This window comes from Arthrobacter sp. TE12232, assembly GCF_054062615.1.
This window is the reverse complement of record NZ_JBSSFK010000001.1, coordinates 963526-976951: the sequence shown is the minus strand read 5'-3', so window position 1 is coordinate 976951 and position 13426 is coordinate 963526. Positions and strand designations below refer to the sequence as shown.

11 protein-coding genes are annotated in these 13426 nt (G+C 67.5%); 9 read left to right on the top strand and 2 right to left on the bottom strand.

What is annotated here, in order from left to right; genetic code table 11:
• The first annotated feature begins 159 nt into the window (after positions 1 to 159).
• From recA to dapF, 5 genes are all read left to right on the top strand, one after another.
• Positions 160 to 1212, top strand: a complete 1053-nt coding sequence (gene recA, locus ACVWZ7_RS04320; RefSeq protein ID WP_018774457.1) for a recombinase RecA — start codon at positions 160 to 162, stop codon at positions 1210 to 1212.
• Positions 1213 to 1402: 190 nt separating this feature from the next.
• Positions 1403 to 1882: a regulatory protein RecX gene (locus ACVWZ7_RS04315; protein ID WP_344362457.1), complete on the top strand. Its 480-nt coding sequence runs from the start codon at positions 1403 to 1405 to the stop codon at positions 1880 to 1882.
• 79 nt (positions 1883 to 1961) lie between these two features.
• Positions 1962 to 3563, top strand: coding sequence for a tRNA (N6-isopentenyl adenosine(37)-C2)-methylthiotransferase MiaB (miaB, locus tag ACVWZ7_RS04310; RefSeq protein ID WP_344362455.1), 1602 nt, complete (start codon positions 1962 to 1964; stop codon positions 3561 to 3563).
• 61 nt (positions 3564 to 3624) lie between these two features.
• Positions 3625 to 4554, top strand: coding sequence for a tRNA (adenosine(37)-N6)-dimethylallyltransferase MiaA (miaA, locus tag ACVWZ7_RS04305; RefSeq protein ID WP_344362526.1), 930 nt, complete (start codon positions 3625 to 3627; stop codon positions 4552 to 4554).
• A gap of 51 nt (positions 4555 to 4605) precedes the next feature.
• Positions 4606 to 5559 carry a diaminopimelate epimerase gene (gene dapF, locus ACVWZ7_RS04300; RefSeq protein WP_344362452.1) on the top strand — a complete coding sequence of 318 codons (954 nt, stop codon included), beginning with the start codon at positions 4606 to 4608 and terminating at the stop codon, positions 5557 to 5559.
• Here dapF and ACVWZ7_RS04295 read toward each other — a convergent pair.
• Positions 5540 to 6154 carry a class I SAM-dependent methyltransferase gene (locus ACVWZ7_RS04295; RefSeq protein WP_456507083.1) on the bottom strand — a complete coding sequence of 205 codons (615 nt, stop codon included), beginning with the start codon at positions 6152 to 6154 and terminating at the stop codon, positions 5540 to 5542. The genes dapF and ACVWZ7_RS04295 overlap by 20 nt on opposite strands.
• A 709-nt stretch (positions 6155 to 6863) precedes the next feature.
• Between ACVWZ7_RS04295 and hflX the strand changes: the two genes are divergently transcribed.
• Both hflX and ACVWZ7_RS04285 read left to right on the top strand, forming a co-directional pair.
• Complete coding sequence (gene hflX, locus ACVWZ7_RS04290; protein ID WP_116767818.1) at positions 6864 to 8462, top strand: GTPase HflX; 1599 nt, start codon at positions 6864 to 6866, stop codon at positions 8460 to 8462.
• Positions 8455 to 10602 carry an ATP-dependent DNA helicase gene (locus tag ACVWZ7_RS04285; RefSeq protein WP_456507082.1) on the top strand — a complete coding sequence of 716 codons (2148 nt, stop codon included), beginning with the start codon at positions 8455 to 8457 and terminating at the stop codon, positions 10600 to 10602. Before hflX ends, ACVWZ7_RS04285 begins: the two co-directional genes overlap by 8 nt.
• Positions 10603 to 10682: 80 nt before the next feature.
• Here ACVWZ7_RS04285 and lexA read toward each other — a convergent pair whose 3' ends face one another.
• On the bottom strand, positions 10683 to 11432 hold the full coding sequence (gene lexA / locus ACVWZ7_RS04280) for a transcriptional repressor LexA (protein WP_091250045.1): 750 nt from the start codon (positions 11430 to 11432) through the stop codon (positions 10683 to 10685).
• A gap of 353 nt (positions 11433 to 11785) precedes the next feature.
• On the opposite strand from lexA, the gene ACVWZ7_RS04275 reads away from it, so the two are divergent.
• Both ACVWZ7_RS04275 and ACVWZ7_RS04270 read left to right on the top strand, forming a co-directional pair.
• Positions 11786 to 12175, top strand: a complete 390-nt coding sequence (locus ACVWZ7_RS04275; protein ID WP_344362445.1) for a LysM peptidoglycan-binding domain-containing protein — start codon at positions 11786 to 11788, stop codon at positions 12173 to 12175.
• A gap of 68 nt (positions 12176 to 12243) precedes the next feature.
• Positions 12244 to 13362 (top strand): histidinol-phosphate transaminase, encoded by a 1119-nt coding sequence (locus tag ACVWZ7_RS04270; RefSeq protein ID WP_456507081.1) that lies wholly within the window; start codon positions 12244 to 12246, stop codon positions 13360 to 13362.
• Positions 13363 to 13426 lie beyond the last annotated feature (64 nt).

The window sequence follows — 13426 nt, the reverse complement described above, 5'->3', positions numbered from 1 at the left end:
ATAGGGATATGCTTTTTTTGAGCGTTTTCCACATACGGCGTTTTCCACATAAGGGGTCCCCAGCGACAACTTTGTCGGAGGGTGCCAGTAGCGTCAGTGATGACAGACGAAGGGCCTACACGGCCACTCCACAGCGAGAAAGTATTAGAGGTGTGAATCATGGCCGCAGCCCCGGATCGCCAGAAGGCGCTCGACGCAGCGCTTGCCCAGATTGACAAGCAGTTCGGCAAAGGCTCGGTTATGCGCCTCGGCGACGAAGTCCGTGCGCCCATCGAGGTTATCCCCACCGGTTCCATTGCCCTGGACGTCGCTTTGGGAATTGGCGGCCTGCCCCGCGGTCGTGTCGTGGAAATCTACGGTCCGGAATCCTCCGGTAAGACGACCGTGGCGCTGCACGCCGTTGCCAACGCCCAGCGCCAGGGCGGCATCGCCGCCTTCATCGACGCCGAACACGCCCTCGACCCGGAATACGCCGCCAAGCTGGGCGTCGACACTGACGCCCTCCTGGTCTCCCAGCCGGACACCGGCGAGCAGGCCCTGGAAATCATGGACATGCTCATTGGTTCGGGATCCCTTGACGTCATTGTCATTGACTCGGTTGCCGCTCTGGTTCCCCGTGCCGAAATCGAAGGCGACATGGGCGACAGCCACGTCGGCCTGCAGGCCCGCCTGATGAGCCAGGCCCTCCGCAAGATCACCGGCCGACTGAGCCAGACCAAGACCACGGCCATCTTCATCAACCAGTTGCGCGAAAAGATCGGCGTCTTCTTTGGCTCCCCGGAAACCACCACCGGTGGTAAGGCCCTGAAGTTCTATGCCTCAATCCGCATCGACGTCCGCCGGATCCAGACCCTCAAGGAGGGCGCGGACTCCGTCGGCAACCGCACCAAGGCCAAGATCGTCAAGAACAAGATGGCACCGCCCTTCAAGATCGCCGAGTTCGACATCATCTACGGCCAGGGTATTTCCCGCGAGGGCGGCATCATCGATATGGGTGTCGAGCACGGCCTGATCAAGAAGTCCGGTTCCTGGTTCACCTACGATGGCGACCAGCTGGGCCAGGGCATGGAGAACTCCCGCCGGTTCCTGCGCGACAACCCGGAACTGGCGGCCGAACTCGAGCGCCTGATCAAGGAAAAGCTCGGCGTCGGCGTGAAGGCCCCCGCCGAGACCGAGGAATCACCGAAGCTGAAGGCCGTTGACGGCTTCTAGCCCCGGCGCCGGCAGCGGGTCAGGGTTCCGGCAACGGAACCCTGACCCGGGCGCTGGCGACCCCGGCATGGGGTCGACCCGGCGCGGTTCACGAGGAACGCAGGGCTCGCGCAGTTCCCGGGGGTCGAACGGGTCCCGGGGAACCACGGCGCCGTCACCGGAACTGGACCCGGACGCGGATCCTGCGGCGGTGGCGCGTGCCATCGTGCTGCGCCAGCTGACGAATTCGCCCAAGAGCCGTCTGCAGCTGTCCCGCAAGCTGGCCGAGCGCAACGTCCCCGAGGACGTGGCCGAGGCTGTACTGAACCGCTTCGAGGAAGTGCGGCTGGTTGACGACGCCGAGTTCGCCGACATGTGGGTCCGCAGCAGGTCCCAGACGCGCAAGCTCGCCAAAGGGGCCCTGCGCCGCGAACTGGCGGACAAGGGGATCGACCCGGATACCGCTGCCAGCGCGCTCGATCAGCTCAGCGACGCCGACGAAGAGGCGGCCGCCCGTGAGCTCGTGGAGCGCAAACTGCGGGGATTCACCGGCGACGAGGACCGTGCGGAGCGGGACAAGATCACCCGCCGCCTGGCGTCGATGCTTGCCCGCAAGGGTTACCAGCCCGCACTGGCCTTCCGGATCGTCGCCGAGGCGCTCGATGCCGCGGCCGCCGGAGCCGGCGACTAAGGGCTCGCAGCCGCCGTCCCTTCCCGCGTCCGCGCAGGCCCGGCCACAACCGGTTACCCCTAACCGTTACCCTTAACAGGTGAGTTTTACCATTCCCTCCCCAGCGGCCGGCACCACTTCTCCCACAGCATCTTCGGCAGTCAGCGCAGATGCAACTGCCACGGAGCTCAACTCCGGTTCGGCTCAGCCCCGCACGTACCAGGTTCGCACCTTCGGGTGCCAAATGAACGTGCACGATTCCGAGCGTATGGCCGGCATGCTTGAAGCCGCGGGCTACGTACCGTCCACCGGCGAGCTTGCCGACGTCGTGGTCTTCAACACCTGCGCGGTCCGGGAGAACGCCGACAACAAGCTGTACGGGAACCTGGGCATCCTGGCCCCGGTCAAGGCAGCCAATCCCGGCATGCAGATCGCCGTCGGCGGGTGCCTCGCGCAGAAGGACCGGGAGACCATCCTCAAGAAGGCGCCGTGGGTCGACGCGGTCTTCGGCACCCACAACGTCGGTGCCCTTCCTGCCCTGCTGGACCGGGCCCGCCACAACAACGAGGCCCAGCTGGAAATCCTCGAATCGTTGGACGTCTTCCCCTCGACCCTTCCGACCAAGCGGGACTCCGTCTATTCGGGCTGGGTGTCCATCTCGGTTGGCTGCAACAACACCTGCACCTTCTGCATCGTGCCTGCCTTGCGGGGCAAGGAAAAGGACCGCCGCCCGGGGGAGATCCTGGCCGAGATCCAGGCCCTTGTGGACGACGGTGCCATTGAAGTGACCCTGCTGGGGCAGAACGTGAATTCCTATGGCGTCGAGTTCGGCGACCGGCAGGCGTTTTCGAAGCTCCTGCGTGCCTGCGGGGAAATCCCGGGCCTGGAGCGTGTCCGCTTCACGAGTCCGCACCCCGCGGCCTTCACCGACGACGTCATCGATGCCATGGCCGAGACGCCCAACGTCATGCCGCAGCTGCATATGCCCCTGCAGTCCGGCTCGGATAAGGTCCTCAAGGACATGAAGCGGTCCTACCGCTCTGCGAAGTTCCTCGGCATCCTGGACAAGGTCCGTGAGAAGATCCCGCACGCGGCCATCTCCACGGACATCATCGTCGGCTTCCCCGGCGAGACCGAGGAAGACTTCCAGGCCACGCTCGACGTCGTCGAGAAGTCCCGCTTCGCCACCGCCTTCACCTTCCAATACTCCAAGCGGCCCGGCACCCCCGCCGCGGACCTGCCGGACCAGCTCCCGAAGGCCGTGGTCCAGGAGCGCTTCGAGCGCCTCACGGCCCTGCAGGACCGGATTGCTGCCGAGGAAAACGCCCGCCAGCTCGGCCGCCGCGTCGAGGTCATGGTGACCGCCCAGTCCGGCCGCAAGGCGGAGGAAACCCACCGCCTCTCCGGCCGGTCCCAGGACCAGCGGCTGGTGCACTTCTCGGTGCCCGAGGGCGCCGACGTGCCCCGGCCCGGCGACCTCGTGACCGTCACCATCACTGAAGCGGCCGCGTTCCACCTCGTCGCCGACCCCGCCTCGGCGGCGGATTACAGCCTGCGCCGGTCGCGTGCCGGTGACGCCTGGGACCGGTCCCAGGCCGATTCCTGCGGTGCCGGCCCGACGAGTCCGGCGGGCAAAACCGGCGCGTCGGGCAAGGCCGGCGTGTCGTTGGGCATGCCCAGCCTCCCGGTCCGCGGCCGTTAGCGCCGTGCCGGGACCTCAACGCAGCGCCGTCGCGCAGGTGCACGGCCAGCCGGCCACGGCGCTGCAGACGGCGGCAGCGCCGCCGGTGATCGCCGTCGTCGGGCCCACCGGTTCCGGCAAGTCCGACCTCGCCGTTTCGCTGGCGCTGGAACTCAACGGCGAGGTCATCAACGCCGATTCCATGCAGTTCTACCGCGGCATGGACATCGGCACGGCCAAGATCACCGACGCCGAACGCAGGGGAGTCCCGCACCACCTCCTGGACATCCTGGACGTGACCGAGGAAGCGAGCGTCTCGGACTTCCAGCAGCAGGCCCGCGCCCTGATCGGAGACATCCACGCCCGCGGGAAGCGGGCCATCCTGGCCGGCGGCTCCGGACTGTACGTCCGTGCCGCGCTCGATGTCCTGGAGTTTCCCGGCACGGATCCGGATATCCGACGGCGCCTGGAGGTCGAACTGGAAACGGCGGGCCCCGCGCCGCTGCGGCAACGGCTGGAAGCCGTGGACCCCGTGTCGGCCGGCAGGCTCGGCGATGCCCGGCGCATCGTCCGCGCCCTGGAAGTCTTCGAACTCACCGGACGCCCGTTCAGCTCCTTCATGCCCGCCCGCGAGTACTTCCAGCCTGCCGTCCAGATCGGGCTCGAAGTCGACAGGGAACTGCTCCGGGAGCGCCTGGCCCTGCGGGTCCACGCCATGGTGGACCGGGGGCTGCTGGAGGAAGTCCGGCGGCTCGACGCCGCGGGGCTCCGCAACGGCAGGACCGCGCCACGGGCCCTCGGCTATGCCCAGTTCCTCCGGGTTCTCGACGGCACTTCCAGCCTCGAGCAGGCCACGGACGAAACGATCATCGCCACCCGGCAGTTCGCGCGCCGGCAACTGACCTGGTTCCGTGCCGATCCCCGGGTCATCTGGCTGGACTGGCAGGATCCCGCCCTGGTGGCCAGGGCCGCGGCCCTGTGCCGGACGGCGCCCGTTCCGCCGCCGCCGTAGCCTTCCCGTCACGGTGCCGGAGCTCTCCATACGGAACGGTAACCTTGGAGCATGGACGCATCCCAAGCCGTAACCGCCGCCCCTGCCGCCGGCGATACCGCATCCCTCAGCGGTCTGAAGTTTTCCAAAGGCCACGGAACAGGCAACGACTTTGTCCTGATCGCCGACCCCAACGGCGCACTGTCGCTCAGCCCCGAGCAGGTCGCGGCGCTCTGCGACCGGCACCGCGGCATCGGCGGCGACGGCCTGATCCGTGCGGTGCCCTCGCGGCTCCTGCCCGAGGGGCAGGAATTGCTGACCGCCCACCCCGACGCCGAGTGGTTCATGGACTACCGCAATGGCGACGGCTCACTGTCTGAGATGTGCGGCAACGGCGTCCGCGTCTTTGTGCACTTCCTCATCGCCGAAGGCCTCGTGAACCTGCCGGCCGGCGAATCCCTCGTCATCGGCACCCGGGGCGGCGTGAAGACGATCGTCCGCACCGCTGCCGGCTACGCCGTCGACATGGGGCCCTGGGCGTTCATTTTCCCGGGCGAGGCGACCGCGCGGGCCATGGATTCGCTCGTCAGCGCCGAGGGGCTGGAGGTGGCCAGGCCCGCACTGTCGGTCAGCATGGGCAACCCGCACACAGTGGTGGCCCTGGCCGAAATGGCCGAACTTGAGGCCACGCAGCTGTTCACCGCGCCCAAGGTGGATCCGACGCCGCCGCACGGCACCAATGTTGAATTCGTGGTGCCCTCCGAACCACTCGTCCACGACGGCACGGGCACCATCACCATGCGGGTCCACGAGCGGGGGGTGGGGGAAACCCAGTCATGCGGCACCGGTGCCTGCGCCGCCGCCGTCGCCATCCGCCACTGGGCCGGGCAGGGCGCGCCGGACGCGTGGAACGTTCACGTTCCCGGCGGAGCGGTCGGTGTGAAATTCTTCGTCGGCCCGGAGGGACACGAACACGTCGAGCTCAGCGGCCCGGCCGTGATCGTGGCTACCGGGACGCTTTCCTGACCCGAAGGATCCGGAACGACTTCGACGTGCTCTCACGGGTCACGGTGAAGCTGGAATCGAGCTCCGCCGCGAGCCAACGTTGCAGCGAATCCGAGCCGAGATTCTTCTGGACCACGAGCCACGCCGATCCGCCCGGCGCCAGCCGCGGAATCCACAGGCGCAGGAGCGCGTGAAGTTCGTCCTTGCCGATCCGGATAGGCGGGTTGGACCAGATGGTGTCAAAACGCAGTTCGGGGTCCACCGCCTCCGGCGTGCTGGCGGTGACGTTGGTGAGTCCCAGCAGTGCGGCGTTTTCGTTGGTCAGGGTCACGCAGCGCTCGTTCACGTCCACCGCGTAGACGCGGGAGTGCGGTGCCCGCAGGGCCATGGTCAGGGCAATCGGGCCCCAGCCGCAGCCGATATCAAGCAGGTTCCCCTGCGGAGCCGGAGCCGGGACATCGGCCAGCAGCACGGCCGTTCCCTTGTCGATCCCGTCCGGGCTGAAGATCCCCGAGGACGTCTGCAGCCGGCGCGTCTCACCGGCAAGCTCCACGGTGAGCGGCTTGCGGGTGAAGGGCCCGGCGGGCTGGGCGCTGAAATAGTGTGCAGACTCCATAATGGGCCAGATTAGTTGGCGGTCCACCCGAATGGGAAACCGGACGGGACGCGGAACGGCGTCCGGGCCCGGGTACGCAACGGAACGGCCGCGGTGCCAGGAAGGAGCGGCCGCCAAGCCTTGGAACGGGGCGTGAACGGTCCCGGCGGGCCGCCCCGAACGGCGCACCCCGGGGAGCTGACCGCGTGAACCGGGCGAGCTTCGGCGTCTGCTAGGCTTAAAAGCATGATCTTGATCTCCAAGTAGCCGGCACGGGTCTCATCCCGTCCCCGCAGCGACGCAGGTAAACGCCTTCCGCTCAGTGCTCCATCGCCATGTCGAGTTATCTCGCCGGCAGGTGCACGAAACACTTGGAATCCAGCCGCTATTCTCGACAACGCCTTGACGGCGGCCCTTCTTTCCTTGACACCGTGCCTGGCCCGCTTCCGGGCCGGCCCGGCGGACGGCAATTACCTCACTGCGTTCCCCGCAGCCGGGCGCCTCGGGCGCCTCTCCCACCGAGCCGCTCTCTTCACCTAGCTGTTCTCTTTACCTAGCCCTTCTCTTTACCCAGCCAGCGCTCCGCCCGGAGCCAGCCCTGCCCCCGGCACCGTTGCCGCGGGCATTCCAGGAGGCCTGCATGACCCCTCGCCGTCAGCCCAGCGCGAATACCGCTCCACAGAGCACCAATCGGCACTATTCTGAAATAGCCGAACCCCTAAAGGAGACCATGACCAGCCAGCCCAACACCGGACCCGATTCAGCCGCCCAGGACATGAGCCCTGAGGAGATCCAGGCTGTTATCGACCGGATCCTCTCCAAGGACGCCCCTGCCCCGAACGCGGGCCGCGGCACCGGAGCCCACGACGCAGCCGGCACGAGTGCCGGCGGCCAGAAGGCGGTGTTCGGCACGGCACAGGCCATCTCGCGCCTGGACGACGTGTACACCAACTTCGACGGCGACCAGCAGGACCTCGAGGAACGCCACGCCCTGCGCCGCAAGGCGGGCCTGTCCACCGAACTCGAGGACGTCACCGAGGTCGAATACCGTCAGCTGCGCCTCGAACGCGTCGTCCTGGCCGGTCTCTGGAGCGAAGGTACCCTCGCCGACGCCGAGAACTCCCTGCGTGAACTTGCGGCCCTCGCTGAGACGGCCGGCTCCGAGGTCCTGGACGGGCTCGTCCAGCGCCGGGCCAAGCCCGACCCCGGAACCTTCCTCGGCTCCGGCAAGGCGCAGGAACTCAAAGCCATCGTGATGTCCACGGGCGCCGACACCGTAGTGGTCGACGCCGAGCTCGCCCCGTCCCAGCGGCGCGGCCTGGAGGACATCGTCAAGGTCAAAGTCATCGACCGCACCGCGCTCATCCTGGACATCTTCGCGCAGCACGCCAAGAGCCGGGAAGGCAAGGCACAGGTGGAACTGGCCCAGCTCGAATATCTGCTCCCGCGCCTGCGCGGCTGGGGCGAGTCGATGTCCCGCCAGGCCGGTGGCCAGGTGGGCGGCGCCGGCGCCGGCATGGGTTCCCGTGGTCCCGGTGAAACCAAGATCGAACTGGACCGCCGCCGGATCCGCACCCGCATGGCCAAGCTGCGGCGCGAAATCGCCGCCATGAAGCCCGCCCGGGAAACCAAGCGCGCCAACCGCCGTCGTAATGCCGTGCCGTCAGTAGCGATCGCCGGCTACACCAACGCCGGGAAGTCCTCGCTCCTGAACCGCCTGACCGACGCCGGGGTGCTGGTGGAGAACGCCCTGTTCGCCACGCTGGACCCCACCGTGCGCAAGGCAGAAACCGCCGACGGCCTCGGCTACACGCTGGCGGACACCGTGGGATTCGTCCGCTCGCTGCCCACCCAGCTCGTGGAAGCATTCCGCTCCACCCTGGAAGAGGTGGCCGACTCGGACCTCATCCTGCACGTCGTCGACGTCTCGCACCCGGACCCCGAGGGCCAGATCGCCGCAGTCCGGGCAGTCTTCAGCGAAGTCGACGCCCGCAAGGTTCCGGAAATCATCGTCCTGAACAAGGCCGACGCCGCCGACCCGTTTGTGGTCGAACGGCTCAAGCAGCGCGAACCGCGCCACGTGGTGGTCTCGGCACGCACAGGTGAAGGCATCCCGGAACTGCTCAAGGCCATCAGTGACGGCATTCCGCGCCCCGGCGTGAAGCTTGAACTGTTGATCCCGTACAACCGCGGAGATCTGCTCAACAAGCTCCACGAGACCGACGCTGAGATCCTCAGCCTCGAGCACGAGGAAACCGGCACCCGGGCCGTGGTGATGGTGCGCGAAGGACTCGCCGCTGAACTGGATCCCTTCATCAGCAATGACTGAGGCTGCGGTGACCAAGGCCAAGGCCGGATCCCCGGACGCCGGGGCCGCTGACGCGGAACCGGCCGATGGCGGGACGGGCGAGGACGCCGCGGGCGGCAACACGGCCGGCGGGACCGGCGAGGAGTTCGTGATTGAGCTGCTCGACCGTGCCGTGTCCGGCATGGGTGGCCAGAGCCGCGACGGCCAGCACGAAATGGCCCGGCAGGTGGCGCGCGCGATCGACAGCGGCGACCACCTGCTGGTCCAGGCCGGCACGGGCACCGGCAAGTCTCTGGCGTACCTGATTCCGCTGATCGCCCACTCGCTGACCAGCAACAAGCCCACCCTGGTCTCCACCGCGACCCTGGCACTGCAGACCCAGATTGTCGGCCGCGACCTGCCCCGGCTGCTCAAGACGATCACCCCGGCCCTGGAGCGGCCCGTCAAGGTTGCCCTGGTGAAGGGCCGGTCGAACTATGTGTGCCGGCACAAGATCGAGGGCGGCTTCCCGTCCGAGGAACCGTCTGAGGGACAACTGTTCTCCCTCGGCGAGGACACGTCCGTGCCGCACTTTGCCGCCGCGCTGGGCGGGCCGTCCTCCCAGCTCGGCAAGGAAGTCGTGCGCCTGCGCGAATGGGCGGAGGAGACGGTCACGGGAGACCGGGACGAACTCATGCCCGGTGTCACGGACCGGGCCTGGCGGCAGGTCTCCGTCACGTCCATGGAGTGTCTCGGCGCGCAAAAGTGCCCGCTCGCGGCCGAATGCTTCAGTGAACTGGCCCGGCAGAACGCCGCCGACGCCGACGTCGTGGTCACCAACCATGCCATGCTCGCCGTCAGCGCGTTCGAAGGCCTGGCGGTCCTGCCCGAGTACGACGTCGTGGTGGTGGACGAGGCCCACGAACTGCAGGACCGCGTCACAGGCGCAGTCTCCGGCCAGCTCTCCGTCGCGATGGTCCACGCCGCTGCCTCCGGGGCCCGGAAGCACACCGGCATCACCGTGGACGCCCTGAACAATGCCGCCTCCCACCTGGAACTCGCCATCGACGGCGTCCCCAGCGGGTTGATGCCCAACGGCCTGAACACCGAGCAGCTGGACTGCATCGACCAGTTGCGCGACGCCTGCCGCGCCGCGCTCTCCGATTCCAAGGGGGACAGCTCCACGACGGCCGACGGCGGTCGCCAGCTCGCCCGGTCCCGCCTCATGGTCATCCTGGAACTCTGCGAACGCCTCCTGGCCGCGCGGGAAAACCGCGAAGTCGTGTGGTTCTCCCGCAATAGCAGCTTCGACCCGGCGCAGGGCTACTCCCAGCCGGACGAGACCGCGCCGGCCTTGATCAATGTGGCTCCGTTGAGCGTCGCGGGGCGGTTGCGTGAAGGACTGTTCGCGGACCACACCGTCATCCTGACATCCGCCACGCTCGCCATCGGGGCGGCGTTCGAGCCGGCCGCCGGAGGCCTCGGCCTGGTCGGCAGCGGCGCCCCGAGCTGGACCGGCGTCGACGTCGGGTCCCCGTTCGACTATCCGAAGCAGGGCATCCTCTATGTCGCCCAGCACCTGCCCAAGCCCGGCCGCGGCACGTCCCCGGAGGCCCTGGACGAACTCGAGAAACTGATCCGTGCCTCCGGCGGGGGCGCCCTGTGCTTGTTTTCCTCCCGGCGGGCGGCGGAGGAGGCCGCCGAGGCGATGCGGCCACGGCTGGGCCTCAGCATCCTGTGTCAGGGGGAGTCGAGCATGACGGCGCTCGTGCGGCAGTTTGCCGACGAGCCGGACACATGTTTGTTCGGCACGATGTCCCTGTGGCAGGGTGTCGACGTTCCCGGGGTGTCCTGCCGCCTGGTGGTCATTGACAGGATTCCGTTCCCGCGGCCGGACGACCCGCTCATGACAGCACGTTCCCGTGCGGTGGCGCAGGCCGGCGGCAACGGCTTCATGTCCGTCTCGGCCACGCACGCCGCAATCCGCCTGGCGCAGGGCGCCGGCCGGCTGATCCGCTCGACCTCGGACAAGGGTGTGGTGGCGGTGCTGGATTCGAGGCTGTCCACGGAGCGCTACGGCGGGTTCCTCCGCGCCGCGCTTCCGCCGTTCTGGCCCACCACGGATCCTTCGATCGCCGTGGCCGCCTTGAAGCGCCTGGCGAAGGACTCCGGAAAGGACTAAAAGCAGGGGCCGGAGCCGCGGCTCCGGCCCCTGGAAGCCGTCCCGGGGATGGCTACCCCGGGAGGCCTGCCACGGGGTGGCTAGAGGGAGCGGAGCACCGAGACGACCTTGCCCATGATCACGGCGTGGTCGCCGAGGATGGGCTCGTACTGGGTGTTTTGCGGCAGCAGCCAGGTGTGACCGTCGCGCTGGCGGAACGTCTTGACCGTTGCTTCATCATCGAGCAGCGCGGCTACGATGTCGCCGTTCACGGCGTCACCCTGGCGGCGGACAACCACCCAGTCGCCGTCGCAGATGGCGGCATCGATCATCGAGTCGCCGGCCACCTTGAGCATAAAGAGTTCGCCGTGGCCCACCAGCTGGCGCGGCAGGGGCATGACGTCCTCCACCACCTGGTCGGCGAGGATCGGTCCGCCGGCCGCGATGCGTCCGACGAACGGCACCATTGCCGTGTCGGTGGCGCTGGCGAGTTCCGTCACGGAGAGGCCACCTACGGCCCGGAGGCCGCTGGACTTCTCGACGCCCGAAATGGCCCTCGTACCCTCGTCCAGGGTCAGCGGCATGAGCACTTCCATGGCCCTTGGACGCTTTGGGTCGCGACGCAGGTACCCGAGCTTTTCCAGTTGGGACAGCTGATGGGTCACGCTCGACAGGCTGGCGAGTCCGACGGTGTCGCCGATTTCGCGCATGGACGGCGGGTAGCCGTTGTCACTGACGGAGCGCTGGATCGTTTCCAGGATTTTCTTCTGCCGGACGGTCAGGCTCTTGGGGGCCCGTGCAGGCTGGGCGCTCCGTGAACTGGCCCGGCCGCCGGTGGCTTGTGCTGCCATGTTCGCCAACGCCTTTCCGTTCCACCCGGCCGCCGTGGCTGCTGTCACCGGGAACTTCCGGCCTGAAATGTCAGACCCTCCTGATCAACTACCGATGAACGAGTTCACAAGCTGTTGTTCTTTCCCTCAAAAGTAGGCCAGCGGCAGAGCTTTTTCAAACATTTGTTCTAGCGAGTCTCGACATCGTTCGTTACTAAGTGCTAAAACAGAACTAGCAAAGTTCGAATATGTGTTCTATTCAAGGATTTGTGAGTCGAGTGCATTTTTCGGTTCTATGTTCGAAGGTTCGGCCGGTTGGCGGCGAGTATGTGGAGAACGCCGGCGGCACCGTATGGTCCAGGAGGGCTCAGTTCATGTCAGCAGCAAGCGCGTTTCACAGCACTTTTGATCACAGCATCACGGACCGCGGGGTCACCCGGCGGCCGAAGCAGGCGCCGCTGCGGCTCACCCGGCGCGGACGGTTCGTCTTCTTCGGGATCCCGCTGATCCTGCTGGCAGCGCTCATCTTGTCGTTCAGCGGATTCCTCAACGCTCCGGCCAAGGCGGCGGATTCCGCGGACCAGCTCAATGTGACGCCCACTGTTTCCGTGACGGTCCAGCCGGGGGAGTCCCTCTGGGCCATTGCGGGGACCGTCGCGCCGGAACGCGATCCCCGGGACGTCGTGGCCGATATCGTGCAACTGAACAACCTTGACGCTGCGCGTGTAATGCCGGGCCAGCAGCTGTTCGTTCCGTCCAAGTAGGTACCGCCGGCGCCCGTCCCGGGCGTCACAGTTTCAGCGCCCGTCCCGCTTCCACTTAAACTGGTCACGTGACTGACCAGCTTGAGCGCCTCAACCGACTGCCCCTCCGAACCAATCTGCGCGGCCTGCGACCGTATGGCGCACCCCAGCTGGACGTCCCCATTCTGCTCAACGTCAACGAGAACACGCATGGTGTCCCGGCCGACGTCCGCGCCGCTATCACTGAGGCTGTCAGCGCCGCCGCAGCCGGGCTTAACCGGTATCCGGACCGGGAGTTCACCGAATTGCGGGAAGCCCTGGCCGAGTACCTTGGCCACGGTCTGGGCGCGGAGAACATCTGGGCCGCGAACGGCTCCAACGAAGTTCTTCAGCAAATCCTCCAGGCCTTTGGCGGCCCCGGCCGGACGGCCCTCGGTTTCCCTCCCACATACTCGATGTACCCGCTGCTGGCCGCCGGCACGGACACGGAGTACATCGTCGGCGCCCGCACGGCGGACTACGGGCTCAGCGCGGAATCGGCTGCCCGCCAGGTCCGGGAACTGGAGCCTAACATTGTCTTCCTGTGCTCCCCGAACAACCCCACCGGTACCGGACTGGGTCTTGATGTCGTCGAGGCCGTCTATGACGCCGGCCAGGCCAGCCAGACCATCGTGATCGTCGACGAGGCGTACCACGAGTTTGCCCACGACGGCACACCCAGCGCTCTGACCCTGCTGCCCGGCCGGGAGCGGCTCATCGTCTCGCGCACCATGAGCAAGGCCTTCGCCCTCGCCGGGGCGCGGCTCGGGTACATGGCCGCCGCTCCCGAGGTCACCGACGCCCTGCGGCTGGTCCGTCTGCCGTACCACCTGTCAGCTATCACCCAGGCCACGGCCCTGGCCGCACTGCACCACCGCGTGGCCCTCATGGCCGACGTCGAGGACATCAAGCGCCAGCGCGACCGGATCGTGTCCGAGCTGACCCGCCTGGGCCTCAAGCCGGCGGCTTCCGATTCGAACTACGTGTTCTTCGGCGGACTGGAGAGCCCGCACGACGTCTGGCAGGGCCTGCTGGACGCCGGCGTCCTCATCCGCGACGTCGGCATCCCGGGGCACCTTCGCGTGACCGCGGGCACTGAGACGGAAACCACAGCCTTCCTCGAAGCCCTTGAACGCATCCTGACCAGCCACGCAACGCCGCAGGCCTAGACTTGACGGGGAGCCAGTGCGCCCCGCCAGACTGCCCAGCACCCTGCCTTCTTCCAAAGGACAC